This is a genomic window from Corynebacterium sp. 212_CJEI (genome assembly GCF_001055915.1).
Classification (GTDB): Bacteria; Actinomycetota; Actinomycetes; order Mycobacteriales; family Mycobacteriaceae; genus Corynebacterium; species Corynebacterium jeikeium_D.
Map to the genome: position 1 here is coordinate 1 of NZ_JVPT01000062.1, position 23236 is coordinate 23236.

General features: G+C 59.8%; 19 protein-coding genes. 4 read left to right on the forward strand and 15 right to left on the reverse strand.

Annotated elements, in window-relative coordinates; all coding sequences use genetic code 11:
- Nucleotides 1–999, forward strand: a 999-nt coding sequence (gene hypD, locus ADB02_RS07190; protein ID WP_049190267.1) for a hydrogenase formation protein HypD, incomplete at its 5' end; no start/stop codon positions are given.
- Here hypD and ADB02_RS07195 read toward each other — a convergent pair.
- The 14 genes from ADB02_RS07195 to ADB02_RS07260 all read right to left on the reverse strand — a co-directional run bounded on the left by ADB02_RS07195 (nt 1000) and on the right by ADB02_RS07260 (nt 18130).
- The gene (locus tag ADB02_RS07195; RefSeq protein ID WP_049190269.1) at nt 1000–1863 is read right to left on the reverse strand and encodes an HpcH/HpaI aldolase/citrate lyase family protein; all 864 of its coding nucleotides are present in this window, start codon (nt 1861–1863) and stop codon (nt 1000–1002) included.
- Between the two features lie 132 nt (nt 1864–1995).
- A complete protein-coding gene (locus ADB02_RS07200; RefSeq protein WP_049190271.1) occupies nt 1996–3204 on the reverse strand; it encodes an acetyl-CoA C-acetyltransferase in 1209 nt (402 codons plus the stop codon).
- A 58-nt stretch (nt 3205–3262) separates the two neighbouring features.
- Nucleotides 3263–3931, reverse strand: a complete 669-nt coding sequence (locus ADB02_RS11775; protein WP_005509864.1) for a CoA transferase subunit B — start codon at nt 3929–3931, stop codon at nt 3263–3265.
- Nucleotides 3932–4684 carry a CoA transferase subunit A gene (locus ADB02_RS11780; RefSeq protein ID WP_049190273.1) on the reverse strand — a complete coding sequence of 251 codons (753 nt, stop codon included), beginning with the start codon at nt 4682–4684 and terminating at the stop codon, nt 3932–3934.
- Nucleotides 4685–4688: 4 nt separating this feature from the next.
- Nucleotides 4689–6443: an AMP-binding protein gene (locus ADB02_RS07215; protein WP_038627856.1), complete on the reverse strand. Its 1755-nt coding sequence runs from the start codon at nt 6441–6443 to the stop codon at nt 4689–4691.
- 103 nt (nt 6444–6546) lie between these two features.
- Nucleotides 6547–7425 carry an HpcH/HpaI aldolase/citrate lyase family protein gene (locus ADB02_RS07220; RefSeq protein WP_049182288.1) on the reverse strand — a complete coding sequence of 293 codons (879 nt, stop codon included), beginning with the start codon at nt 7423–7425 and terminating at the stop codon, nt 6547–6549.
- A 7-nt stretch (nt 7426–7432) separates the two neighbouring features.
- Nucleotides 7433–7975 carry a MaoC family dehydratase gene (locus ADB02_RS07225; protein ID WP_016422172.1) on the reverse strand — a complete coding sequence of 181 codons (543 nt, stop codon included), beginning with the start codon at nt 7973–7975 and terminating at the stop codon, nt 7433–7435.
- Nucleotides 7976–7977: 2 nt separating this feature from the next.
- Nucleotides 7978–9147: an acyl-CoA dehydrogenase family protein gene (locus ADB02_RS07230; protein ID WP_048731615.1), complete on the reverse strand. Its 1170-nt coding sequence runs from the start codon at nt 9145–9147 to the stop codon at nt 7978–7980.
- 79 nt (nt 9148–9226) lie between these two features.
- Nucleotides 9227–11320 carry an acetyl-CoA carboxylase biotin carboxylase subunit gene (locus tag ADB02_RS07235; RefSeq protein ID WP_049190276.1) on the reverse strand — a complete coding sequence of 698 codons (2094 nt, stop codon included), beginning with the start codon at nt 11318–11320 and terminating at the stop codon, nt 9227–9229.
- Between the two features lie 54 nt (nt 11321–11374).
- Entirely contained in the window at nt 11375–12955 is a 1581-nt protein-coding gene (locus ADB02_RS07240; RefSeq protein WP_049182293.1) for a carboxyl transferase domain-containing protein, read from the reverse strand.
- Between the two features lie 306 nt (nt 12956–13261).
- The gene (locus ADB02_RS07245) at nt 13262–13855 is read right to left on the reverse strand and encodes a TetR/AcrR family transcriptional regulator (RefSeq protein ID WP_049190277.1); all 594 of its coding nucleotides are present in this window, start codon (nt 13853–13855) and stop codon (nt 13262–13264) included.
- A gap of 199 nt (nt 13856–14054) precedes the next feature.
- Nucleotides 14055–15602, reverse strand: a complete 1548-nt coding sequence (gene purH, locus ADB02_RS07250; RefSeq protein ID WP_049190281.1) for a bifunctional phosphoribosylaminoimidazolecarboxamide formyltransferase/IMP cyclohydrolase — start codon at nt 15600–15602, stop codon at nt 14055–14057.
- Nucleotides 15599–16252 carry a phosphoribosylglycinamide formyltransferase gene (gene purN / locus ADB02_RS07255; protein ID WP_049190285.1) on the reverse strand — a complete coding sequence of 218 codons (654 nt, stop codon included), beginning with the start codon at nt 16250–16252 and terminating at the stop codon, nt 15599–15601. Before purN ends, purH begins: the two co-directional genes overlap by 4 nt.
- 57 nt (nt 16253–16309) lie before the next feature.
- Entirely contained in the window at nt 16310–18130 is a 1821-nt protein-coding gene (locus tag ADB02_RS07260) for a DUF6350 family protein (protein ID WP_049190287.1), read from the reverse strand.
- 529 nt (nt 18131–18659) lie between these two features.
- Between ADB02_RS07260 and ADB02_RS07265 the strand changes: the two genes are divergently transcribed.
- Together ADB02_RS07265 and ADB02_RS07270 are read left to right on the forward strand one after the other, a co-directional pair.
- The gene (locus ADB02_RS07265) at nt 18660–19367 is read left to right on the forward strand and encodes a M23 family metallopeptidase (protein WP_049190289.1); all 708 of its coding nucleotides are present in this window, start codon (nt 18660–18662) and stop codon (nt 19365–19367) included.
- Between the two features lie 153 nt (nt 19368–19520).
- On the forward strand, nt 19521–20012 hold the full coding sequence (locus ADB02_RS07270) for a hotdog fold domain-containing protein (protein WP_049190290.1): 492 nt from the start codon (nt 19521–19523) through the stop codon (nt 20010–20012).
- A 66-nt stretch (nt 20013–20078) separates the two neighbouring features.
- On the opposite strand, the gene ADB02_RS07275 is transcribed toward ADB02_RS07270, so the two are convergent.
- Nucleotides 20079–22778 carry a UvrD-helicase domain-containing protein gene (locus ADB02_RS07275; RefSeq protein WP_049190293.1) on the reverse strand — a complete coding sequence of 900 codons (2700 nt, stop codon included), beginning with the start codon at nt 22776–22778 and terminating at the stop codon, nt 20079–20081.
- 65 nt (nt 22779–22843) lie between these two features.
- On the opposite strand from ADB02_RS07275, the gene ADB02_RS07280 reads away from it, so the two are divergent.
- A complete protein-coding gene (locus ADB02_RS07280) occupies nt 22844–23218 on the forward strand; it encodes a chorismate mutase (RefSeq protein WP_005509925.1) in 375 nt (124 codons plus the stop codon).
- Nucleotides 23219–23236: the final 18 nt, after the last annotated feature.

The window sequence follows — 23236 nt, forward strand, 5'->3', positions numbered from 1 at the left end:
CTCCTACCCGAGAACATCGAGCTGATCCACGGGCCCGGCTGCCCCGTCTGCGTCATCCCCATGGGCCGCGTCGACGATGCCATTTGGCTGGCACAGCAAGAAGACGTCATTTTCACGACCTTCGGCGACATGATGCGTGTTCCGGGGTCCGAAACGTCGCTGATGCAGGCACGTGCGCGCGGCGCCAATGTGCGCTTTGTCTACTCGCCTCTCGACGCGCTGAAGATTGCCACCGATAACCCCGATAAGCAGGTCGTTTTCTTCGCCGTCGGGTTTGAGACAACCGCCCCGTCGACTGCCGTGACCGTTGAGGCCGCGCGCCGGCAGGGGGTGGAAAACTTCTCCGTATTTTCCAACCACGTACTCATCGAGCCGCCACTGCGCGCCATCGTCAACGGCGGCGAAACCAAGGTCGATGGTTTCATCGGCCCAGGTCACGTGGCTACAACCACCGGCACGGACGCCTTTGAGTTCCTGCCGCGCGAGTTCAATCTGCCAGTGGCGGTCACCGGTTTTGAGCCATTGGATGTGCTCCAGGCCGTCGTCATGCTGCTGGATCAATTCGTCAGCGGCGACGTTGCTGCCGGTAAGTCGCGGGTGGACAACCAGTACGCGCGCGTCGTTCGCTCCTCCGGCAACACCACCGCGCAGAAACTTATGGACCGCGTCTTTTCTCTCCGCGACACCTTCGAGTGGCGTGGCCTCGGCTGGATTGAAAACTCCGGCCTCGGCATCTCTGAGGAATACGCGGCATTCGACGCCGAGCGTCGTTTCCAGGTGCCGGGGCGCCGTATCCCAGATCCCGTGACCTGCGAATGCGGTTCTGTGCTCACCGGCCACATCAAGCCCTGGCAGTGCGCGGTCTTCGGCACTGCCTGCACCCCGGCGACCCCCATCGGCACCTGCATGGTCTCCCCCGAAGGCGCTTGTGCGGCGTACTACAACTTCGGCCGCATCGATCGGAAGGTCACCGAGAACCTGGCGAAATCCCGCCGCTAGTTACTCCGTAATTCCCGCACGCGCGAGCGCTGCCACCGCCTGCTTTACGACGGGCGCGTCAATCATCTCGCCATCGAGCTGAAAGGCGCCAGTGTGCGTACCTGCGTGATCGACAATCTTCCGGGCGCGGGCGAGCGTTGCTTCCGACGGCTTATATGCCTTGCGCACCGGCGGCACCATCGCCGGGTGGATGCAGGCCGTAGCCAGGAAACCACAGCCCACGGCATCGAGAGCCTCTAGGTACTGGCCGAGCTCATCGCGAAAGTCAGTATGAACGGCATCAATGGCGGCAATACCCGCCGCAGCTGCATGCACCTGAACGAGTGCACGAGCCAATCGCTGCGGATCGCGGTAGTGGCGACGAGGGTTTTCATCCACACTCTGGCGCGAGGACACCCCGCCGAGTTCGGCGGTCAGGTCTTCGGCACCCCAGAACAGACCCACAACGTCCGGGTGCATGGCAATCTGCTGGATATTAATCATGGCCTGCGGGGTTTCAATCATCGCGATGATCTTCAACCCCTCGAGCTCTGCGGGGATGGAGTCTCGAATCTTGGGCACCATGACGATGTCGTAATCACATGCACGGGCAAAGGCGACATCCTCCGCGAAGGTCGGAGTCCCGGGACCGGTGATCCGAAGAATAGTCGTCTCCGGGTCGAGCGGATTGTTGATGATGTTCGCACGTGCCTGCTCGTGATTGTCAACGGCAGCGCCGTCTTCCAGGTCAATGATGACCATGTCCGATCGTTCAGCAGCTTTCTGGAAACGTTCCGGACGGTCAGCCGGGGCGAAGAGTAGCGCCGGGCCAGAGGGAAGCCAAGGGAAGGTCTGTTCACCATCGAGGGAGCTAAAGCCTGTCATAGCTCCTAACCTAATTGAAAACTCGAATCACCTTCGCGCAGGGGCTCCCCCAGGAGACAACAAAACCCGCGTTGTGGCATCCATAGAGGGGAAACCACAACGCGGGCTTGCTGAGTTTTCAGCCTTTGGCGATTAGTCGCGGTACAGCAGCAGCGCATCGCCCTGACCGCCGCCACCGCACAGGGACACACCAGCGCGACCCGAACCGCGACGGTTCAGCTCCATCGCAGCGGTCAGAGTCAGGCGGGCACCAGAGCAGCCAATCGGATGGCCGAGGGCAATCGCGCCACCGTGGATGTTGGTCTTCTCCAGCGGGTAGTCCAGCTCACGCAGGGACTTGACGGCCACCGCACCAAATGCCTCGTTGATCTCGATGAAGTCGAGCTCCTGCGCGTCCCACTCAGCGCGACGCAGGGCCTCCTTCAAAGAGTCCGCAGGCTGAGCGTGCAGGGAGTTATCCGGACCTGCGGTCTGGCCAGCCTTGCCCACAACTGCGAGGTAGTCCAGGCCGTGCTTTTCTGCGTAAGCACGCGATGCCAGCACAACTGCTGCGGCACCGTCGGAAATCGGCGAGGAGTTACCGGCAGTGATGGTGCCGTTTTCCTTCAGGAAGACCGGACGCAGCTTAGCCAGGGTCTCCACCGTGGCCTCTGGGCGAATGCCCTGGTCGGTGTCGACAACTACCGGGTCACCCTTGCGCTGCGGAATCTCGATTGGAGCGATTTCCTGCGCGAAAATACCGTCTTCCTGCGCCTTAGCCGCACGCTGGTGAGAAGCGGCCGCAACCTCGTCCTGCTGCTCGCGGCTAATGCCGAGGTCGCTGTTCGGACCGTCGGTAAGCGTACCCATGGACACACCATCGAAGGAGTCGACCAGACCGTCGCGCTCCAAGGTGTCCTCCAGCTTCAGCGCACCGAAGGACTTGCCCTGACGAACACCGCGTGCAACGTGCGGAGCGTGCGTCATGGACTCCTGACCACCTGCAACAACGACGTCTGCATCACCGAGACGAATCAAGCGAGCGGCGTGAATGACAGCGTTTAGGCCCGAGAGGCAGACCTTGTTAACGATCTCAGCAGTCGTATTCCATGGCAGACCTGCCTTAATGGCGACCTGTCGAGCCGGGTTCTGGCCAGCACCTGCGAGAATCACCTGGCCCAGAACGACGTGCTGAACCTCTTCCGGGGCAACGCCGGAACGCTGGACAGCGTGCTTGACAGCATGAGCGCCAAGTTCGACGGAAGTAAGCGGTGCCAGCTGACCGAGCAGCTTGCCCTGCGGGGTGCGGGCACCAGCGAGGATAACGACATCATTCGGGCTGGGAGCTGGAAGGTTACTCATGGATGGATTCTCCTAAGTCAAAACTGATGAGTGTGGACTGACCATGATTGCTGCGTATTTAATTCTCGAGGTCAACCACGTATGCGGCTTCGGTGTTGGCCTCGATATCTGCCAGCGTCACCCCAGGTGCCAGCCTGCGTAGCACCAGGTGATCATCAGCGACATCGAAGCTTCCCAGGTTGCTAATAATCCTTTTCACTACTTTTGCACCTGTGAGGGGCAGTTCGCAGGCTTTTACCAATTTTGGTTTGCCATCCTTGGAAACATGATCGGTCAAAACCACCACTCGAGGGGTACCGGCGACCAAGTCCATCGCACCGCCCATGCCCTTGACCATCTTTCCCGGAATCATCCAATTGGCCAGGTCACCGCACTGGCTCACCTCCATCGCACCCAACACGGCCATTTTCACGGCACCGCCGCGAATCATGCCGAAACTGGTGGCGGAGTCGAAGATTGCCGCGCCCGGCACCAATGTCACGGTCTGCTTCCCCGCATTGATGAGGTCAGCATCCTCTTCGCCTTCATATGGGAAGGCACCCATTCCCAGAATTCCGTTTTCACTCTGCAGCAGAACGCGCACGCCTTCGGGAATATGGTTTGCCACCAGTGTCGGAATGCCGATACCCAGATTCACATAGTCGCCATCGCGCAGCTCTTCAGCGGCTTGCTGTGCCATCTCGTCACGGCTCCAGCCCTTGTCCATAATTGTCTTCGCAGGTGCCATTTAAATCTCCTCCCCTGCTGCCGCGTCACCGGCATCGTGGCTGGAATCGGTATTGCGTGGCCGAGTTGTGCGCTTTTCAATGAGCTTCTCGCGTCCGCCACCGCGAACGATGTGCTGGATATACACACCCGGAGTCATCACCAGATCCGGGTCGATCTCGCCGCGGCCAAGCAAGTACTCCACCTCTGCAACGGTCACCTTGCCGGATGCTGCGCACAGCGGGTTGAAGTTCTGCGCGGTCCGGCGATAGACAAGGTTGCCGTCAATATCGCCGTGGTAGGCGTGCACCAGGCCGATGTCGGCAACGATGCCACGCTCCTGCACGTAGGTCTGTCCGTCGAAGTCGGCGTGGGGCTTGCCCTCTGCAACGAGCGTACCGACGCCGGTTGCGGTGTAGAACGCCGGAATACCTGCGCCCCCTGCGCGAAGCCGCTCAGCCAGAGTTCCCTGAGGGGTGAACTCCACCTCGATTTCTCCTTCGAGGTACTGGCGGGCAAACTCCTTGTTCTCGCCGACGTAGGAGGCCACTACCTTTGCCACCTGTTTGTTCTCCAGCAGAATGCCGAGTCCAGTACCGTCAATGCCCATGTTGTTGGACACGATGGTGAGGTCTTTTGCCCCGGAGTCGCGCACGCCTTCGATGAGGGTATATGGCACACCGCAAAGGCCGAAACCGCCGACTGCCAGGGTCATTCCATCAGTGACAAGGCCTGCGACAAGCTCTCGGCCGGTCTGATCAGTTGTTTTTGACATTGTTCTACACCCAGCCCAGGATTCGCGGAGCCATCTCACGCATCTCGACCTTGCGGACCTTGCCCGACGCGGTCATCGGGAACTCTTCGACGACGTGGACGTAGCGCGGAATCTTGTGACGCGACAGCTTGCCGTGGGCAAAGGCCGCCACATCGTCAGCGGTGAGGTCTTCCACATCGTCGTGCAGAATTACCCATGCCATGATCTCTTCGCCGTACTTGTCATCCGGCACACCGATGACCTGCGCATCGACGACAGCCGGGTGGGTGAACAGGAACTCTTCAATTTCGCGCGGGTAGATGTTCTCACCGCCACGGATGAGCATGTCCTTAATACGTCCGGTGATGGACAGGTAGCCCTCGTCGTCAAGCACACCCAAGTCGCCGGTGTGCATCCAGCCGTCGGCGTCGATGGCCTCGGCGGTTTTTTCCGGGTGTTCCCAGTACTCCTTCATAACGGAGTATCCGCGAACGACAACCTCGCCCTGTTCGCCTCGCGGCAGCGTCTCACCCGTTTCTTCACAAATGATGCGGGCTTCCAAGTGCGGCATGATTTGGCCGACGGTGTTGACGCGCTTTTCCAGCGGAGAATCCGCGCGGGTCTGGAAGGACACCGGCGAGGTCTCCGTCATGCCGTAACAGATGGCAATCTCGTGCATATTGAGTTTGTCCATCACATCACGCATGGTCTTCGACGGGCACGAGGTACCTGCCATCACACCTGTGCGCAGCAGCGACAGGTCGTAAGGGGATCCGTATTCCTCCTGATCATGAGCTTCTTCAAGCTCATTGATGAACATCGTCGGCACGCCGTAGAGGCTGGTGGCCTTGGCCGAGTGCACAGCCTTGAGTGTTTCACGCGCCTTAAACGACGGGGCCGGGATGACAATAGCGGCACCGTGGGTGAAGGCGGCGAAGGTGCCAATCACCATGCCGAAGGTGTGGAAGAACGGCACCGGCACACAGATGCGGTCGGTCTCGGTGTAGCCCAACAGCTCACCGATGAAGTATCCATTGTTCAGCAGGTTGCGGTGCGTTAGCGTAGCGCCCTTGGGAAAGCCTGTCGTGCCCGAGGTGAACTGGATGTTGATTGGATCATCCGGTTTCAGCTGGGAGGTGTACTCGCTCAGGTCGTCGATCTCGCTGTGCATGTGCTCGTACCATTCGGACGAACCGAAGTAGATGACCTTGTCCAGGCGCACACCGCGCTGCTTGGAGGCCTCGATCAGCATGGTTCGGTAATCGGAGTCCTTGTAGCGGCGAGCGGCAAACACCATACGCACACCTGCCTTTTCCAGCACGTAGTTCAGCTCGTGCTGGCGGTAAGCCGGGTTGATGTTGACCAGCACCAAGCCGATGTGGTGGCAGGCGTACTGCACCACGGTCCACTCCCATCGGTTGGTAGACCAAATGCCGATGCGGTCTCCTGGACGGTAGCCCTCCCGGATGAAAGCGCTGGCCAGGCGCAAAACTCGGTTGTAGAAACGCTCAAAGGTAAAGGAGACATCCGCGTAGACGTCAACGACGGCGTCGCGGGAAGGGAATTTCTCCACAATCGCACGCAGGTTCTCACCGAGGGTCTCATCGCGAAGTGGAGCGGCACCTTGCTCGACACCGGCGCCGAACACGTGGCTCATCTTGTTGCCATCGGCATCGACAACATCCTTGCCGTATGGCGCCGGCACAGTGGTGAAGCCCTCCGGCAGCTTCGAAGGATCAGCAGTGCGCTGTTCTGCGTGGTTCTTCAATGTCGCGGTCATGGGGAGTTCTCCTTGGTTTAAGTGACTCCGCAGAGTGCGGAGTGTGTGAGAGGAAAATGTGTTCTTTAGGGGGATAAATCAGTGGTCGTTACCGGCCGTGGGACTAACCGGTTACGGCAGCTCGCCGAGCAATGGCTTCTGCTTGACGGAAGAGCGGCGCATCCACCATCTGGCCGCCAAAGCTGAAGGCGCCGGTGTTCTCTTCCGCTTCCGCCAAGAGCCGACGCGCCCAGTCAATCTCCTCGTCGCTGGGGCGGTAAGCCTGGCGGATTGTCGGGACCTGACCGGGGTGGATACAGACGGTGGCGGCAAATCCCAACGCAGCGGCATCTGCGGCCTCCGCAGCTAGCCCATTCGCGTCGGAGATATTGACGTAGATGGAATCCAGACTGGCCTTACCGTGCGCCGCTGCAGCCAGGTGAACGTGGCTGCGGGTATGTACCGCCACACTGCGGTAGCTACCCGCATGGATACGGCCCGGCACGAGTGCAGCCTCTGCTTCGCTAAAGCGTGATGACGTTCCCGCCAATCCCGCCACCAGGTCCTCTGCGCCCCAGAACAGTGCAACGACACCATCGGCCTGCGCCAGCTCTTCGGCGCGCATGACCCCAAGCGGAGTTTCAATAAGGGCAATGACCTGGGTCTTCTCCCCCAGTGCCGCTACCAACTCATCCACTTGCTGAGCCGATGAAGCCTTGGGCAGCATCACCTGGCGGAAAGCGGTGCCACGCAGCATGTCAATATCCGCTGCGTAGTCCTCAACCTCCGGTGGATTGACACGCACAATCGTGCGGGCCGGGTCGAGGTCACAGGAGGCGATAGCCTCGCGGGCGGCCTCACGGTTTTCTGCGCGACAGCCGTCCTCCAGGTCCAGAATCACCATGTCGGCACGGTCAGCAGCTTTAGCGAATCGTTCCGGCCTGTCTGCCGGCGCAAACAGAATTGCAGGGCCCAGCGGCTGCCAGGAGTTATGCGTAGACATGGGCCACTCACTTCCCCGCTGAAGCTGCGTTCTCGGAGCCGTCGTCAAGCGAAGTCGGTGCGCATTGGACGAGCGTGGAACGGACTGCGCGGCAGACGACAGTGCCGTCCTGATTGCGTCCGATGTGCTCAAGCTCGACAATGCCCTGGTTGGGGCGGGACTTGGACAGACGCTTGTTACGGCAGACGGTCTCTGCGTACAGGGTGTCGCCGTGGAACATCGGTGCGGGAAACGCCACTTCGGTGAAGCCGAGGTTGGCGACGATGGTGCCGAGCGTCAGCTGCCCGACAGACAGCCCGACAACCGTCGACAGCGTCCACATCGAATTGACCAGGCGCTCGCCTCCGAATCCCGGCTGCTGGCTCGACCAGTGCGCATCCAGATGCAATGGCTGGGTGTTCATGGTCAGCGTCGTGAAGAGGACATCATCGGTTTCAGTGACGGTTCGCCCCGGACGGTGCAGGTAACGCGCGCCAACCTCGTACTCTTCGAACCACAGTCCGCGCTGCACGACGTCGCGGGTGACTTCGGTTGCGTTGTTGTCAGCCATTTTTACAGCCCCAATCCGCGCGCGATTAGCATGAGCTGCACTTCGGTGGTGCCCTCGCCGATCTCCAGGATCTTGGAGTCGCGGTAGTGGCGTGCCACGCGGTACTCGTTCATGAACCCGTAGCCGCCGAAAATCTGCGTCGCGTCGCGCGCGTTGTCCATCGCAGCCTCCGAGGCAATCATCTTGGCGATGTACGCTTCACGACGGAACTCTGCGCCCGCGGCCATCTTTGCGGCTGCGTCGTACCACGCCATCCGTGCGGCATGCGCACGCGCTTCCATACGGGCAATCTTGAAGGAAACAGCCTGGTACTCGCCGATTGCACGGCCCATGGAGTGACGTTCCTTGGCGTGGCGAACCGACTCATCAACACAACCCTGCGCAGCACCGGTGGCAAGCGCTGCGATTGCGACACGCCCCTCGGCCAAGATGGACAGGAAGTTAGCGAAGCCGCGACCACGGGTGCCCAGCAGGTTCTCCTGCGGGACGCGAACATCGGTGAAGGTCAGTGGGTGGGTGTCGGAGGCATTCCAACCGACCTTGTCGTAAGCCGGTTCCGCGACAAAGCCCTCCGTGCCACTCGGCACGATGATGGTAGAAATCTCCTTCTTGCCATCTTCCTTCTGGCCGGTGACTGCGGTGACAGTAACCAGCGAAGTAATATCCGTGCCGGAGTTGGTGATGAACTGCTTGGCGCCGTTGATGACGAAATCATCGCCGTCTTCACGGGCTGTGGTGCGGGTGGCGCCGGCGTCGGAACCTGCATCCGGCTCGGTGAGACCAAAGCCAGCGAGCTTCTTACCAGCAGTCAGCTCGGGCAGGTAGGTCTCCTTCTGCTTGTCATTGCCGAAGTGGAAGATTGGCATGGCGCCCAAACCAACGCCGGCTTCCAGGGTGATAGCGACCGACTGATCGACTTTAGCCAGCTCCTCCAGGGCGATACCGAAGGACAGGTAGTCACCGCCCATGCCACCGACTTCCTCGGGGAATGGCAGACCGAACAGGCCCATTTCGCCCATCTGCGAGACAATCTCGTACGGGAAAGTGTGGTTGCGGTCGTGCTCGGCGGAAACCGGGTCGACAACTTCGTTGGCAAATTCGCGAACTACTTTCTGCAGTTCCACGTATTCGTCGTCGAGGATGGCGGTTGCAATCTTGGTGCTTTCGGACATGATGAGTGCTCCTTAAAAGATTTTGTAGGTGTGGGACTTGATTGGCGTTAGACCTGGTTGGTGCGTTTCGTGTGGGTTTTTATTCCTCGGCTTCGGCCACAGTGATGACCGCCAGCTGCTGGTCACCGGTGACCTGATCGCCCGGCGCGACGGTGAAGCTGACCTCACCCGCAATTTCGGCAGTGAGAGTGTGCTCCATCTTCATGGCCTCCATGACCAACAGAGCATCACCAACTTCGACGCGGGTTCCCTCCTCCACCGCCAACGCGATAATCGCGCCGGGCATCGGAGCTTGGATGACTCCCGAGCCTCCGGCATCGGCTTCGGCTCCGGTGGTGACTACCTCGGTGCGAGGCAGCACCCACGTGCCGTGAGCGCCGGCGACGACGTATTCTTCACGGTTCGCAGCCCCCGCATTGTCGATGGTCTCGACCAGGAAGTGCTGTGCGACACCGTCGCGGACGATGCGCAGGTGTTCCCCGTCGCGGTAGACCGAAACCTTGTAGTTTCGCGGTTCTGGAACGTCGATCTCTTCGTTCTCCGCCTCGGCGGACAGGCCCGCGACCACATCACCAACGATGACGTCGGCGCTCGACGGCGTGCCCACAATCGAGATCAGACGCGAGTCCTCCCCCGTTCCGAAGCGGATGCGCTGCGCGGCCGGGGTACTGGCGCGCCAGCCGTCCGGGGTCAGCCACGGCGAGTCGGTGGCCTCTTCAAAGCGAGAAGTCAGCCAGTCCATCGCAGCGGCGAGGTAGACATCGTCCGGTGTTTCGGAGGTGGCGAAGCCTTCCGCCACACGGTCGAGCAGACCGGTATCAAGATCGCCGACGCGAACCTCGGGGACGTTCAGCAGGTAGCGACAAAAGTCGATATTGACACCGACACCTGCGACAACGGTGTCTCCGAGCGCCCGGTCCAGCCGCTCGAGCGCCTGCTCACGGTTTTCACCGTAGGAGATGATCTTCATCAACATCGGATCATAGAGAGATGAGACCTCGGAACCGTCGACAATGCCGGAATCCACCCGGATTCCCACCCCGCTCGGCTCGACGACACGTGTGACCGTGCCACCGGTGGGCAGGAAACCCGCCGCCGGGTCTTCGGCATACACGCGAGCTTCAATCGAGTGACCGGTAAGAGTTACATCTTCCTGAGCAACCGGCAGTGGGCGTCCCGAGGCAATGTCAACCTGCAGCGCCACCAGATCCAGGCCGGTGACCTGCTCAGTCACGGGGTGCTCAACCTGCAGGCGCGTATTCATCTCCATGAAGAAGAACGACGACGGGTCCTTCGCCGGCACAATGAACTCCACCGTGCCCGCGCCGACGTAGCCAACCGAGCGTGCCGCGTCACAGGCCGCTTCACCAATTGCGCTGCGCGTTTCCTCATCCAGCAGAGGGCTCGGCGCTTCCTCGATGACCTTCTGATGGCGTCGCTGCAGCGAGCACTCACGCTCGCCCAAGTGGATTACATTGCCGTGTTTATCTGCGAGAATCTGCACCTCGATATGCCGCGGGGTGTCGACGAAGTGCTCGATGAACAGGGAGTCATCGCCGAAGGCACCCGCCGCTTCACGACGAGCTGTTGCGAGTGCCGCCGGCAGGTCAGCAGCATTTTCCACGCGGTGCATCCCCTTGCCACCACCGCCTGCCGACGGCTTAATCAGTACAGGAAAGCCAATCGATGGGGCTGCCTCAATGAGGTCCTCGTCGCTAAGCCCGGGGCGAGAAAGACCCGGCACGGTGGGAACATCGCGGGCTTCGACGGCAGCGCGGGCGGAGATTTTGTCACCCATGATGTTGATGGCGCTGGCCGGTGGGCCAATGAATTCAATACCTGCTTCCTCACAGGCGGTCGCGAAGTCTGCGTTTTCAGACAGAAAGCCGTAACCGGGGTGGATTCCGTCTGCGTCGCAGCGGCGAGCGGCATCGATAATCTTGTCGATAACCAGATAGGACTCGCGTGCCGGAGATGGGCCAATGTGGATGGCCATATCCGCCATGCGGACGTGAGGGGCGTCGGCATCGGCATCCGAGTAAACCGCGACGGAGCGAATTCCGTTGTCACGAAGGGTTCGAATAATGCGGCAGGCAATCTCCCCGCGGTTTGCGACCAATACGGTACTCAGGCTGCCGCCAGCTGCGTGGGGCTGCGTGTTGTGCGCTGTCATGTGCCCTGTGTTTCCTTTCCAGAAAATGCGGTGTCGAGAGTTTTTAGCTGGTTACTACATGCGGAAGATGCCGAAGCCCTGTTCATCCAGGGGCGCGCCACTTGCCACATCGAGGGCCATGCCAAGAATTCGGCGGGTATCTGCGGGATCGATGACACCGTCATCCCACAGGCGAGCCGATGAGTAATAGCAGTGCGACTGGCGCTCAAACTGCTCGCGGATCGGAGCTTCAAACTCCTCCTGGTCTTCCTGCGACCAGCTCTCACCTGAGCGTTCAATCTGGTTGCGACGAACCGTCGACAGCGTCATCGCCGCCTGTGGACCGCCCATGACGGAAATGCGAGCATTCGGCCACATCCAGAGGAAGCGCGGCGAATATGCGCGACCGCACATGGAGTAGTTGCCGGCGCCGAAGGCACCGCCGATGACTACGGTGAACTTGGGCACGCGGGTGGTAGCCACGGCGTTGACCATCTTGGCGCCGTGCTTTGCGATACCGCCGGCCTCGTATTCGCGACCAACCATGAAGCCCGTGGTGTTCTGCAGGAATACCAGTGGGATGCCGCGCTGATCACACAGCTCGATGAAGTGCGCGCCCTTCTGTGCAGATTCCGCGAAGAGAATGCCGTTGTTGGCGATAATGCCGACGCGGTGCCCGTGAATGCGGGCGAAAGCAGTGACCAGGGTCGTACCAAATTCGGCCTTGAACTCCTGGTATTGGCCTCCATCCACAATAATTTCAATGACCTCGTGAACGTCGTAAGGCACTTTGGCATCGACGGGGACGACATCGTAAAGATCGGTCTGGTTGCGAGTCGGCGCGACGGTGGGCTCTGTGTCCCACGGAACTTCCGGGTCCTTGGGGAGCGTTGCGACGATATCGCGGACACGACGCAGTGCGTCGGCATCGTTAACTGCGAGATGGTCAGTAACGCCGGAGGTCTTGGAGTGCAGTTCGCCGCCACCGAGTTCCTCTGGTGTGACATCTTCACCAGTTGCAGCCTTAACCAGTGGTGGGCCTGCCAGGAAGATGGTGCCCTGGTTTTTCACAATGACCGCTTCATCGCTCATCGCCGGCACGTATGCGCCCCCGGCGGTACAGGATCCCATCACGGCGGCAATCTGCGGAATCCCGCGAGCGGAGAGGTTGGCCTGGTTGTAGAAAATGCGACCGAAATGATCGCGATCAGGGAAAACTTCATCCTGGTTGAGAAGCATGGCCCCGCCGGAGTCGACCAGGTAAATGCACGGCAAGTGGTTAAGGCTGGCAATCTCCTGTGCGCGCAGGTGCTTCTTGACAGTCAACGGGTAGTACGTTCCGCCGGAAACGGTTGCGTCATTGGCTACAACCAGGCAGCGACGACCTTCGATGATGCCAATGCCGGCGATGACGCCAGCAGCCGGAACCTTGCCGCCATACATTTCGTGGGCCGCTAGAGGTGCGACCTCAAGGAAAGGGCTGCCGGGGTCAAGCAGTTGGTTGATGCGCTGACGTGGCAGCAGCTTACCGCGGGAAATATGGCGAGCACGGGCACGTTCGGAACCACCGCGTGCTGTCGTGCTGAGCAACTCTTTGAGCTCTGCGACGAGCTCTTCGTGGCGCTGTCGGTTGGTCAATGCTGGGGCGTGAGTCATGGGCGAAATACTTTCCGTTAATGACTATTAACTTTCTTGACGGAAAGGTTAATGTGACCACAGTCACTTCACAACAAGTTTTGTTTCCTAGGTCATACTTTTACCCCCGGATGCCTTTCAGACAGCTTGAAGTACACACCCCTCCCTGAGGTCACAACATGTTTCCAATAGAGATTTAAGTTTGTCCTAGAAATCTGTTTCGGGGGTAAATTCACTTGGATAAGACCGACCGCTCCACACAATAAAACCGCCTGACCTCACACTGCTGAGCACAGTGAGGCCAGACGGCACAAGAATAAATACGGATTATTGGTTGTTAATGCCCAGCGCAGCAAGGGCCATCTCAAAGGCATTTTCCCTTGTCACCTCGGGCCCCGCCCATTTGAGCACATGTCTGGAAGAGTTAATCAACCCAGCGGTGAGCTGGACTTTAAGCTGCGCCTCGTCGGAGGTGAGTTCGGGCTGTAGTTCACGCAGAGCGTCCACCCATAAGACCATGTAAAGACGCTGCAAGGAACGCACTTTTGCGCTCTGCTCTGGCGCTAGATTTCCGCCTTCGCGTTCTTGGACACGAATGCGATCGGGCTCCGTGACTGCAAAATGCACGTGATGCGCAAGGAGGCCCCGAAGAGTCTCCTCTGGACCCCAATCATTGCTCTTTGCTCGATCGAGAACTGCTCGCGCACCATCGACAAGTCGGATAGAAATATCGATGAGGATCTGCGCCAACAGCTCTTCCTTGCCGCTGAAGTAGCGGTAAAGAGCTGGGCCAGAAATGCCAACAGCGGAGCCAACATCCTCCAACCGAGTCTGATGAAACCCTCGGTCGGCCAGGATCGCAGCAGCAGCGGAGAGAATCTCTGCTTCTCGACGCCGTCGCGCTTCGGTTCTACGTGACATAAGCCCTTATGTTAAACGCATTGGAGCCATTTCGTCTGCATAATTACCACCAGCGCCCGCCCTCAGCGTGTGTTCACATAGACCACGGCTCGACAACAGACACACATCCTCGCCCACAGGTCCCCACACGTCCGGGTAGAGAAAAACCGCCGAAGTGACAGTTAGCACCTCGGCGGTTAGCCCTTAGCCCGTGAAAGAATTAGTGGAAGAAGTGGCGTGTACCAGTCATGTACATGGTGACGCCAGCTTCCTTGGCAGCAGCGATGACCTCTTCGTCACGGATGGAGCCACCTGGCTGGACAACTGCCTTCACACCGGCATCAATCAGGACCTGCAGGCCGTCAGCGAACGGAAAGAAGGCATCGGACGCAGCGTAGGCTCCCTGAGTACGGTTTTCTCCGTCGGCAAGCGTATTTGCGCGCTCAACGGCGAGCTTTGCGGAGTCCACGCGGTTGACCTGGCCCATGCCGACGCCGACGGTGGCGTTGTTCTTGGACAGCAGGATGGCGTTGGACTTCACGGCGCGGACGGAGCGCCATGCAAACTCGAGCTCAGCCAGCTCTTCAGCATTCAATGCCTCGCCGGTTGCCAGCTCCCAGTTCTCCGGCTTATCGCCCTCTGCCTGGTAGGTATCCGGATCCTGGGTAAGCAGACCACCCGAGATGAACTTGTTCTCTGCGGTCGGTGCTTCGTACTCGGCGACGAGAATACGCAGATTCTTCTTGGCCTTCAGTACCTCAACGGCACCGTCTTCGTAGGACGGAGCGACGATGACCTCGGTGAAGATGTCCTTGACCTGCTCGGCCATCTCAACGGAGACCTCGCGGTTGACGGCGATGACGCCACCGAACGCGGACATCGGGTCACATGCGTGAGCAGCGCGGTGAGCTGCGGCGATGGACTCATCCGAGACTGCGATACCGCACGGGTTAGCGTGCTTGATAATTGCCACACACGGACGCTCATGATCCCAGGCGGCACGCCATGCGGCGTCGGCATCCTGGTAGTTGTTGTACGACATCTCCTTGCCGTTCAGCTGCTTGGCGTTAGCCAGCCCCTTGGTACCAATGCGGGTCAGAGTTGCCGACTGGTGAGAGTTCTCGCCGTAGCGCAGCGGAGTCGGGGTGGCCCCCTCAGCGCCACCGAGCTGCTCAACAAACCAGTTGGACACAGCTGCGTCGTAATCGGCGGTGTGCAGGAATGCGTCACGAGCGAACTCACGGCGCTGCTCCAGGGTGAAGCCGCCTTCCTTCACGGCGGTAGCGACATCGCCGTAGCGAGCCGGGTCGACCACGATAGCAACCGACGGGTGGTTCTTCGCCGCAGCGCGAACCATCGACGGGCCTCCGATGTCGATCTGCTCCACGCACTCGTCGTAGGAAGCGCCCGAGGCAACGGTCTCACGGAACGGGTACAGGTTAACGACAACGAGCTGGAAAGCCTCCACACCGAGCTCCTTCAGCTGAGCCAGGTGGTCTTCCTTGCGGGTATCAGCCAGAATGCCGGCGTGAACACGCGGGTGCAGGGTCTTCACACGGCCCTCGAGGCACTCCGGGAAACCAGTGAGATCCTCAACCGGGGTCACAGGCACGCCAGCTGCAGCAATCTTGCCAGCCGTGGAACCGGTGGAAACGATTTCCACGCCAGCCTCGTGCAGGTCGCGAGCCAGCTCCTCGAGCCCAGTCTTGTCGTAGACGCTAATCAGAGCGCGCTTGATCGGTTTACGCTGCGTGTTGTCGTTGGTCATTTCAGATAAGCCTTTCGTCCGTCACGCTCAATTCCGTGATCGGCAATCGAGTGCAATACATCAACCAGGAGTCGGCGTTCGACAACCTTGATTCGTTCGTGCAGGGTCTCCACCGTGTCGTCGTCCTCGACGGCCACTGGCTGTTGCGCCAGAATCGGCCCGGTGTCCACTCCATTATCAACGATATGCACGGTCGTGCCGGTGACCTTCACCCCGTAGTCAAGTGCATCCGGTACCGCACGCGCCCCTGGGAAGGACGGCAGCAGCGCTGGGTGCGTATTAATGATGCGATTGCTGTAGGCCTCCACAAATGATGGCCCCAGAATGCGCATGAAACCCGCCGAGACAACGATATCCGGCGAAAAACTGTTCACGGCCTCTAAAACACGAATATCCCAACCTTCTCGGTCCGTCTTTGCCTCAGCATCGAAAGGCACCCGAAAAGTTGGGATATTGAGGTTTTGAGCCCTCTCCAGCGCCGGACAATCCTTGTCCGAACCAACCGCGACAATCTGAACCTTTTCAACGTCCAGCAGTTCCAGCATCGACTGCAAAAGGGAGCCCAGGCCAGAGGCCAGGACTACGATGCGGAGCTGCTTGCTGGAGGAATTATTGTGCGAAATTTCTGCGACGGGCTGTGCTTCAGTCACGGCGTTTAGCTTACCCAGCCCGACAGAGACCCCAAATTCCGCTCCCCCTAAGTTGGCTTAGCTCTTTTGGCTTGACGACGGCTCCCCGTCGCCGCCCTCCTCCGAGTCTTCGGTGTCCTCATCGGATTCGTCCTCATCGGTCGCATCCACTTCGCTCGGTTCTTCTCCGCCTGCGGCGCTTTCCGAATCCTCTTCAGAGTCCTCCGATTCTTCAGCGTCTTCTGAAGCATCTTCAGACTCAGCACCGGACTCTGATTCCTCCTCTGTGTCGGACTCGGCTTCGTCTTCGGAGGTCGCTACGACTTCCCCGTCGACAATCTCCTCCGACTCCTCCGAACCGCTCCCGTCATTGTCGGACTTATCGGCGTCGCCGGCATCCTCAGCCTCAGCATGACCGTTTCCATCTCCCGCAGGCTTCGGCGGGAACTTTTCTGCGGCCACTTCCGAGACTCCCTTGTCCCTACCAAGTGACGGCACACCGGTCATCGCAACAACCACGATGGCCCCCGGAACAAGCAGCCACATCGAGCCGAGCAGTCCAGTCAGCCACCAGGAGGCACCGGCCCACCCAAAGATGCCAACCTCACCGCCGAGCAGCCAAGCCAGCCCCATGAGGAAGATGATCGACCACACGGCAGCGAGAACGACGACCAGGTAGGGCTGCTTCGGTGCAGATTTCTTCAGGAATGCCACGACGCGCCAAGCCGCAACGGCTGGCGGTAGCACAATCAGCACTCCGAAAGCCCAGTGCACCAGCGACTGAGGCATGGCAGCCAAAATCGGCAGCGGTGGCAGCTGAGCCGGGTGCACTGCGAACAGCCCAGCCTCCGCTGGCCCAAACGTCGATTTTCCGCCCACCAGCACACCGACAGCACCGAAGGCCACATTTGGCAGGTACAGCAGCGAGAGGCCGCTGACCGCAACACTTTCACCGACGGTATCCGTGATTGCAAATGTCTCTGCCAGCAACTCTCGATGCCAAATCAGCGAAACGAGTGTCACCACAACACCGGCCAGCCACAGCCATGCCACGTAGCTGCCCGCCAGACGGGCCGACCCGAGCAACCACTCCGGCAGCTTCCGGCGCAGCAGTAGTGCACGCAGCAACCGCTGCCCCATTCCCAGCACCAAGGCCACGAGATTTACAAGCAGCGCGGCTGCAATCGCAAGGCCGAAACTAGGGGTCTGAACGCGGGGAAACACCTTCGACGCGTCGTAAAGCATGAGCCACGCGATGATGGTGAGAACAATGGGCGTGCCCAGATACGCGCCGACCAACGCGCGCACATCCTTGATGCTGATGCGGTCAGCGACCTCGCGGCGCACCCGCCAAGCGATGAATGCCACCATCAGCACTGCGGGTAGCGCCGGCGTGAGCCCCAGCGTCGTGCCGTTAAAGCGGAACGGGGCAAGGTTAAACATCATCCACAGCGACGCGATACTCGCTGGAAGCGGAGACATTCCAGCGCCGCTGACGATGACGCCAATCAGAGCTACCGAGATGATGAACAGCAATACGACGCCGTAAGAACCGGCAACAGACAGCCCAAACCGGCGTGTACGAGGCGAGTTAATGAAACGACGGAACCCCGAGGGGCGCCCCTTGCGTGACGACGTTCCGGAGCCCCCCGCTTTCATCTTCGTCGTGGCGCCTCGATTGCTGTCGGCACCGACGCTGCGCGCACCGCCAGTCCGACCGGCCTGCGTGTTCTGCCATGCGCGGGCAGTGCGCTCACTGTGCTCACTGCGGACGCTACGGGAACCACCGCCGCTGCCACCGGCACCGGTGCGGCTTCGCCGATTTCGATCGCTACCGGAGGAACCTCTCCGCGAATCCGCGCCTTTCACAGTGACATCGTCCTTCCCGCTTCTAATCATTGACAGCTGATTGCCCACCTATATAGATAGGGTGCCACGCAAGGGTGCGTCACAGCCATGGCCATATAGTGCCATACATACAACGCCTCTTTGTTTAGGCATTGCAGAGTCTAATTTGAAGGTACGGATCCCAGGACGGACGGTATCCGTTGAGTCCGATCTCCTCCGCTGTCCCCCCAAAGTGGCTTCGCCGTTGGTTTCCATTTGTCAACGTCGATGGGTTACCTTTTGTCACCCCCGCGACCACACCCTTAGTTCACCCGGAAACTACTTGCCGACCTCCCTACCCGCCCCCTCGATTAAGGGGCATCCGCCATAAAGCCCCTGGCAACACACCGGTTGCGCTTCACCGGATCCGCGATACAAGACAACAGCCCCACGGTCGCAGCACGGCTCTATTGAACTGAAACTGACAAATTAGTGAACAAGTTCTCTAAATATGAGTTGCTTGCCCTATATCGAACCGTTATTATCGCAGAAGTTAGATAACAGTTGGGTTACAAAGAGTTTCGTTGGCAGGGAGATTGAAGTGACGTTTTTCAATGCTCGTCGCGGAGGCGGAAAGCACCGCAAGGTAGAGGTTTCCGCAACTTCTCGCGCAGCACTGGTCGCGCTGTCCGCATCGACGATCGCTTCTTCCAACGCGGTCGCCCACGCAGCCGAGACCGAGAATAAGGCTCCGGAGGACTCAGCTTCGACTCAGACCCGCGCTGCTCAGCCGAAGAACAATGCTCCGATGGTGCTGGCCTCCAGCTCCTTCAATCCGAGCACTAACCTCAGCGACCACCTCGCTACGGCGTTGCAGTACAACCAGGAGCGCGTTGCTCGCGACCAGGCTGCCCGCGCTCCGAAGCTCTCCATCCCGACCGTGGGGCTGCTGACCTCACCGTTCGGTCCACGCTGGGGAACCTTCCACTACGGTGTCGACCTGGCTAACGTCACCAACACCCCAATCATGTCCGTCATGGACGGCACTGTTATCGATGCCGGCCCGGCTCAGGGCTACGGCCAGTGGATTCGCGTTCGCCATGACGACGGCTCTGTTTCCGTCTACGGCCACATCGAGTCCATCTACGTTGCTGTCGGAGAAGCTGTCCGAGCTGGTCAGGTCATCGCCGGTATGGGCAACCGCGGCTTCTCCACCGGTACGCACCTCCACTTCGAGATTCACCCGGATGGCACCACCCCGGTCGACCCGGTGACCTGGTTCATCCAGCGTGGTCTGAACCTGAACTAATCAGGTATCGGCACAGGTACGAGCAAGCCTGGCCGCTCTGCGAAGGCCCTACCTGTGCACCGGCTCCCTGTTTGACCGCGGCTGCAAGCCTCCCCTGATTAAATTTTTCAGAAACCGGCATCGCCGCCGGTACTGGGGCTTTACTCTTGACACATGGCAGAGACTCAAACATTCCGCATGTGGAAGAAATTGGCTGCGACTCCAGTCGTCGGCAAGCGTCTATTTTCCTTAGCCGCCGCGTTGACGGCGCCATATTTCCGCACAATCTGCCCCAAGCTAGAGACGATGCAGCCTGGACTGGCGGTAGCGCATATGCCCGCTTGGTGGGGCGTGCGTAATCACATTAAGTCCGTGCATGCGATTGCTGCGTGTAACCTCGCTGAATTCGCGATGGGCATGCTCTGTGAGGCCAGCGTGCCGACAACGCATCGCTGGGTGCCAAAGGGCATGACGACGAACTACAAGCGCATCTCCGTTGGTGGTCTGACGGCTGTGGCCAAGGCTGAGTTGCCGGACTTCTCCACCATCACACCGGAGACTGGTGGCGTAGATTTTCCCGTCCACATCGTGCTGACCGACGCCAACGGCACCGAAGTGCAAGATGCCACCATCAACTGCTGGGTGACGGCGAAAAAGCCTAAGTAGCCTCCACGCGATAGTGGCACGTGCACGGCCGCGGGTAGGGACGGCCAGCCACGCGGTGGTGGATTTTTACAGCTTCTCCATGGGCACGCCGCCGATAAGCATCATTCGGACCTTACCTGCGGATCCAAAGTCAATCATCGCAGTTGCCCGGGGCGCGGCCCCTTGGACCTCAAGCACAGTGCCTAAGCCGTACTTGTCGTGAACAACCTTGTCACCGGGCTCTAGGTGCAAGACCTGATTCTTCTTTCGGGATGACGCACCAGAGCTGGCGGATCCACCAGAGCCGAAGCCCGAGCTGGAACCGAAGCCCGACGAGGCACCATGGCCACGACCAAACGCGCTGCCCGCGCCGTAGCCGCCAGAACCAAAACCACCAGAACCGGAGCCCCAGCTTCGAGCCGGAGCCTCGCGCAGCCAATCAATCAGGTCGCTTGGGACTTCCCCCAGGAAACGTGAGGGCGGATTATTCTGCGGCGAACCCCACGAGGACCGAGTCACAGCGCGCGTGAGATACAGCTGCTTGCGAGCACGGGTAATACCGACATAGGCCAGACGCCGCTCTTCGGCCAGCTCCTTCGGATCGCCCAGGGCGCGCAGGTGCGGGAACAGTCCGTCTTCCCAGCCGATGAGAAATACCACCGGAAACTCCAGGCCCTTGGCCGTATGTAGCGTCATCAACGTCACTACACCGGTGTCATCATCCGGAATCTGGTCCGCATCCGCCACCAGAGAAACTCGCTCGAGGAACGCCTGCAGACTTCCCGGCTCCGCTTCCCCATCGTTGTCGAAGTCGGCCGTGAAATCACGCGCGAGGTCATTCGCGATCTCCGATTCCACCGCGGACTCGCCACTGGCATCAGCACCGCTTTCAGCATCAGCTGCAGCGCCAGAGCCTTCATTTACATCAGCGCTAATATCCACCGACGACATCATCCGCGCCTCTGCGGAGAACTCCCGCGCAACGCTGACGAGCTCATTGAGGTTGTCCAGGCGCGTGGCATCTTGCGGATCATTGGAGCGCTCGAGCTCCGACTTGTATCCACTGCGGTCAATAATCGCGTTGACCAAGTCACCGATATCGGCCAGTTCACCGGATGCCATATCCGCCGCCAGAGCATCAATCATCTCGACGAACGCCGCCATCGCGTTTCGACTCCGCGCCGCCACCGCCGGAACCTTGCCCTCAGCTACGGCACGTAGCGCCGTGCCAAACGAGCACCGCTCGTCTTCGGCATAGAGCGACACATGCGCCACCGCACGGTCACCGATTCCACGCCGCGGCGTATTGATAATGCGACGCAGCGAAACATCATCGTCGAAGTTCTCAATAACGCGCAGGTAGGCGACAATATCGCGTACTTCCTTACGCTCATAGAACCTGGTGCCACCAACCACCGTGTACGGCACGCCCATACGAATGAAGACATCCTCTAGAGCACGGGAGGAATTATTGGTGCGGTAGAAAATCGCCACATCCGAGTACGAGTACGGCCCGTAATCGACCAATTGCTCAATCTCGTTAGCGATAAACCGAGCCTCATCGTGCTCATTGTCCGCTACGTAGCCCTTGATCTTGCCGCCCTCACCGAGATCGGTCCACAGCTTCTTCTCCCGGCGATTCTCATTGCGCGCAATCAACGCATTGGCCGCCGACAGAATCGTCTGCGTCGAGCGATAGTTTTGCTCCAGCAGAATCGACGTGGCCTCCGGATAGTCCTTCTCAAACTCCTCAATATTGCGAATAGTCGCACCACGGAAGGCATAAATGGACTGGTCCGAATCGCCCACCACACACAGCTCGCTCGGAGGCACATCTCCACCGGGCTTGCCGACGAGCGTCGAGACCAAAACATACTGCGCATGGTTGGTGTCCTGGTACTCGTCCACCAACACATGCCGGAAGCGACGACGGTAATACTCTGCAACCTGCGGATGATTGGTGAAGATCCGAACGACCTCACCGATTAGATCGTCAAAATCCACGGCATTAGCTGCCCGCAGCCTGGTCTGGTACTCCAGGTAAACCCGTGCAACGACGTCATCAAAAGGATTGCGCGTCGTCGAGGCATCCGCGATGGCCTTCTCCGGGTCAATCAACTCATTCTTGAGATTGGAGATACGCGACGAGAGCACGCGGCCGGTGAACTTCTTGGCATCCAGGTCCATGTCCTTAGCGATCATGGACAGCAAACGCCGGGAGTCGTCCGAATCATAAATAGAGAAATTGGAATTAAGCCCCGGTACTAGCGCATGCTGCATGCGCAGGATGCGCACACACATGGAGTGGAACGTGGACACCCACATACGCTGCGCCTGGTCACCGACCAGACCGGCCACACGCTCGCGCATCTCGGCAGCGGCCTTATTGGTAAAGGTAATAGCCAAAATTTGGCTTGGCAGCACCCCACGCGCACCGATTAGGTATGCAATCCTGCGCGTCAGCACAGACGTCTTTCCCGAACCAGCTCCAGCCACAATCAACAGTGGTGAACCAATGTGCTCCACTGCTTGGCGCTGCTGCGGATTAAGCCCCTCTAGCAGCGACTCTGAATCAAAACTGGGCTCGAAGCCGCCGCCAAAACCGCCGCCAAAGCTGGCAGCGCCACTCGGCGTGCTATTGCTACCAGCGCCGGCGAAGTGGCCGAAACCACCGCGGCCAGGCGTAGCACCGCCCGACTCACCGTGGTTCGAACCAGCATGGCTATCGCCACTGCGGCCATCGTCAGCATTGAAGGACCCGAACAGCATTCCAGTTTCATTTCCCATGATGGCTACTACAGTAGCCGAGCCCCCGGATTGGACTGTTCGAATCCTTTGGCACAATAAGAACTATGAGCGAAAACCCTGCGGACACTCCCGCCGCACACACCGACAACACCGACGGCGCCGAGCACAGCCAGCAGGCGGCGGCAGTATCCCCTTTTGAAGTCCGCACCCCCACCGGTACCGATGACCCGTTGAGCTCCGCGGAGATCGAACAGTACCGCAAGGAAATCAACCGCCTTGACGGGCTGATTATCGATGCCATTCAACGTCGCACCGCAATCAGTAAGGCCGTCGGCAAAACCCGCCTGGGATCTGGCGGCACGCGTCTCGTGCACGGCCGAGAGGTGCAGATCATCAACGAGTTCCGCGACGCACTTGGCCCAGAGGGCCCGGCAATCGCGTCGGCTCTGCTGCGCATGGGACGCGGTCGCCTGGGCTAACCCTCGCCAGCTACCTGC

What these genes read in the sequence shown, in the direction of transcription:
- ADB02_RS07280 (WP_005509925.1), top strand. Translation starts at nt 22,844, where the DNA reads ATGAGCGAAAACCCTGCGGACACTCCCGCCGCACACACCGACAACACC.
- ADB02_RS07220 (WP_049182288.1), bottom strand. Translation starts at nt 7,425, where the DNA reads ATGTCTACGCATAACTCCTGGCAGCCGCTGGGCCCTGCAATTCTGTTT.
- ADB02_RS07200 (WP_049190271.1), bottom strand. Translation starts at nt 3,204, where the DNA reads ATGAGTAACCTTCCAGCTCCCAGCCCGAATGATGTCGTTATCCTCGCT.
- ADB02_RS11775 (WP_005509864.1), bottom strand. Translation starts at nt 3,931, where the DNA reads ATGGCACCTGCGAAGACAATTATGGACAAGGGCTGGAGCCGTGACGAG.
- ADB02_RS07245 (WP_049190277.1), bottom strand. Translation starts at nt 13,855, where the DNA reads ATGTCACGTAGAACCGAAGCGCGACGGCGTCGAGAAGCAGAGATTCTC.
- ADB02_RS07215 (WP_038627856.1), bottom strand. Translation starts at nt 6,443, where the DNA reads ATGACCGCGACATTGAAGAACCACGCAGAACAGCGCACTGCTGATCCT.
- ADB02_RS07270 (WP_049190290.1), top strand. Translation starts at nt 19,521, where the DNA reads ATGGCAGAGACTCAAACATTCCGCATGTGGAAGAAATTGGCTGCGACT.
- purH (WP_049190281.1), bottom strand. Translation starts at nt 15,602, where the DNA reads ATGACCAACGACAACACGCAGCGTAAACCGATCAAGCGCGCTCTGATT.
- ADB02_RS07225 (WP_016422172.1), bottom strand. Translation starts at nt 7,975, where the DNA reads ATGGCTGACAACAACGCAACCGAAGTCACCCGCGACGTCGTGCAGCGC.
- ADB02_RS07235 (WP_049190276.1), bottom strand. Translation starts at nt 11,320, where the DNA reads ATGACAGCGCACAACACGCAGCCCCACGCAGCTGGCGGCAGCCTGAGT.
- ADB02_RS07195 (WP_049190269.1), bottom strand. Translation starts at nt 1,863, where the DNA reads ATGACAGGCTTTAGCTCCCTCGATGGTGAACAGACCTTCCCTTGGCTT.
- ADB02_RS07275 (WP_049190293.1), bottom strand. Translation starts at nt 22,778, where the DNA reads ATGGGAAATGAAACTGGAATGCTGTTCGGGTCCTTCAATGCTGACGAT.
- ADB02_RS11780 (WP_049190273.1), bottom strand. Translation starts at nt 4,684, where the DNA reads ATGTCAAAAACAACTGATCAGACCGGCCGAGAGCTTGTCGCAGGCCTT.
- ADB02_RS07230 (WP_048731615.1), bottom strand. Translation starts at nt 9,147, where the DNA reads ATGTCCGAAAGCACCAAGATTGCAACCGCCATCCTCGACGACGAATAC.
- ADB02_RS07260 (WP_049190287.1), bottom strand. Translation starts at nt 18,130, where the DNA reads ATGATTAGAAGCGGGAAGGACGATGTCACTGTGAAAGGCGCGGATTCG.
- ADB02_RS07240 (WP_049182293.1), bottom strand. Translation starts at nt 12,955, where the DNA reads ATGACTCACGCCCCAGCATTGACCAACCGACAGCGCCACGAAGAGCTC.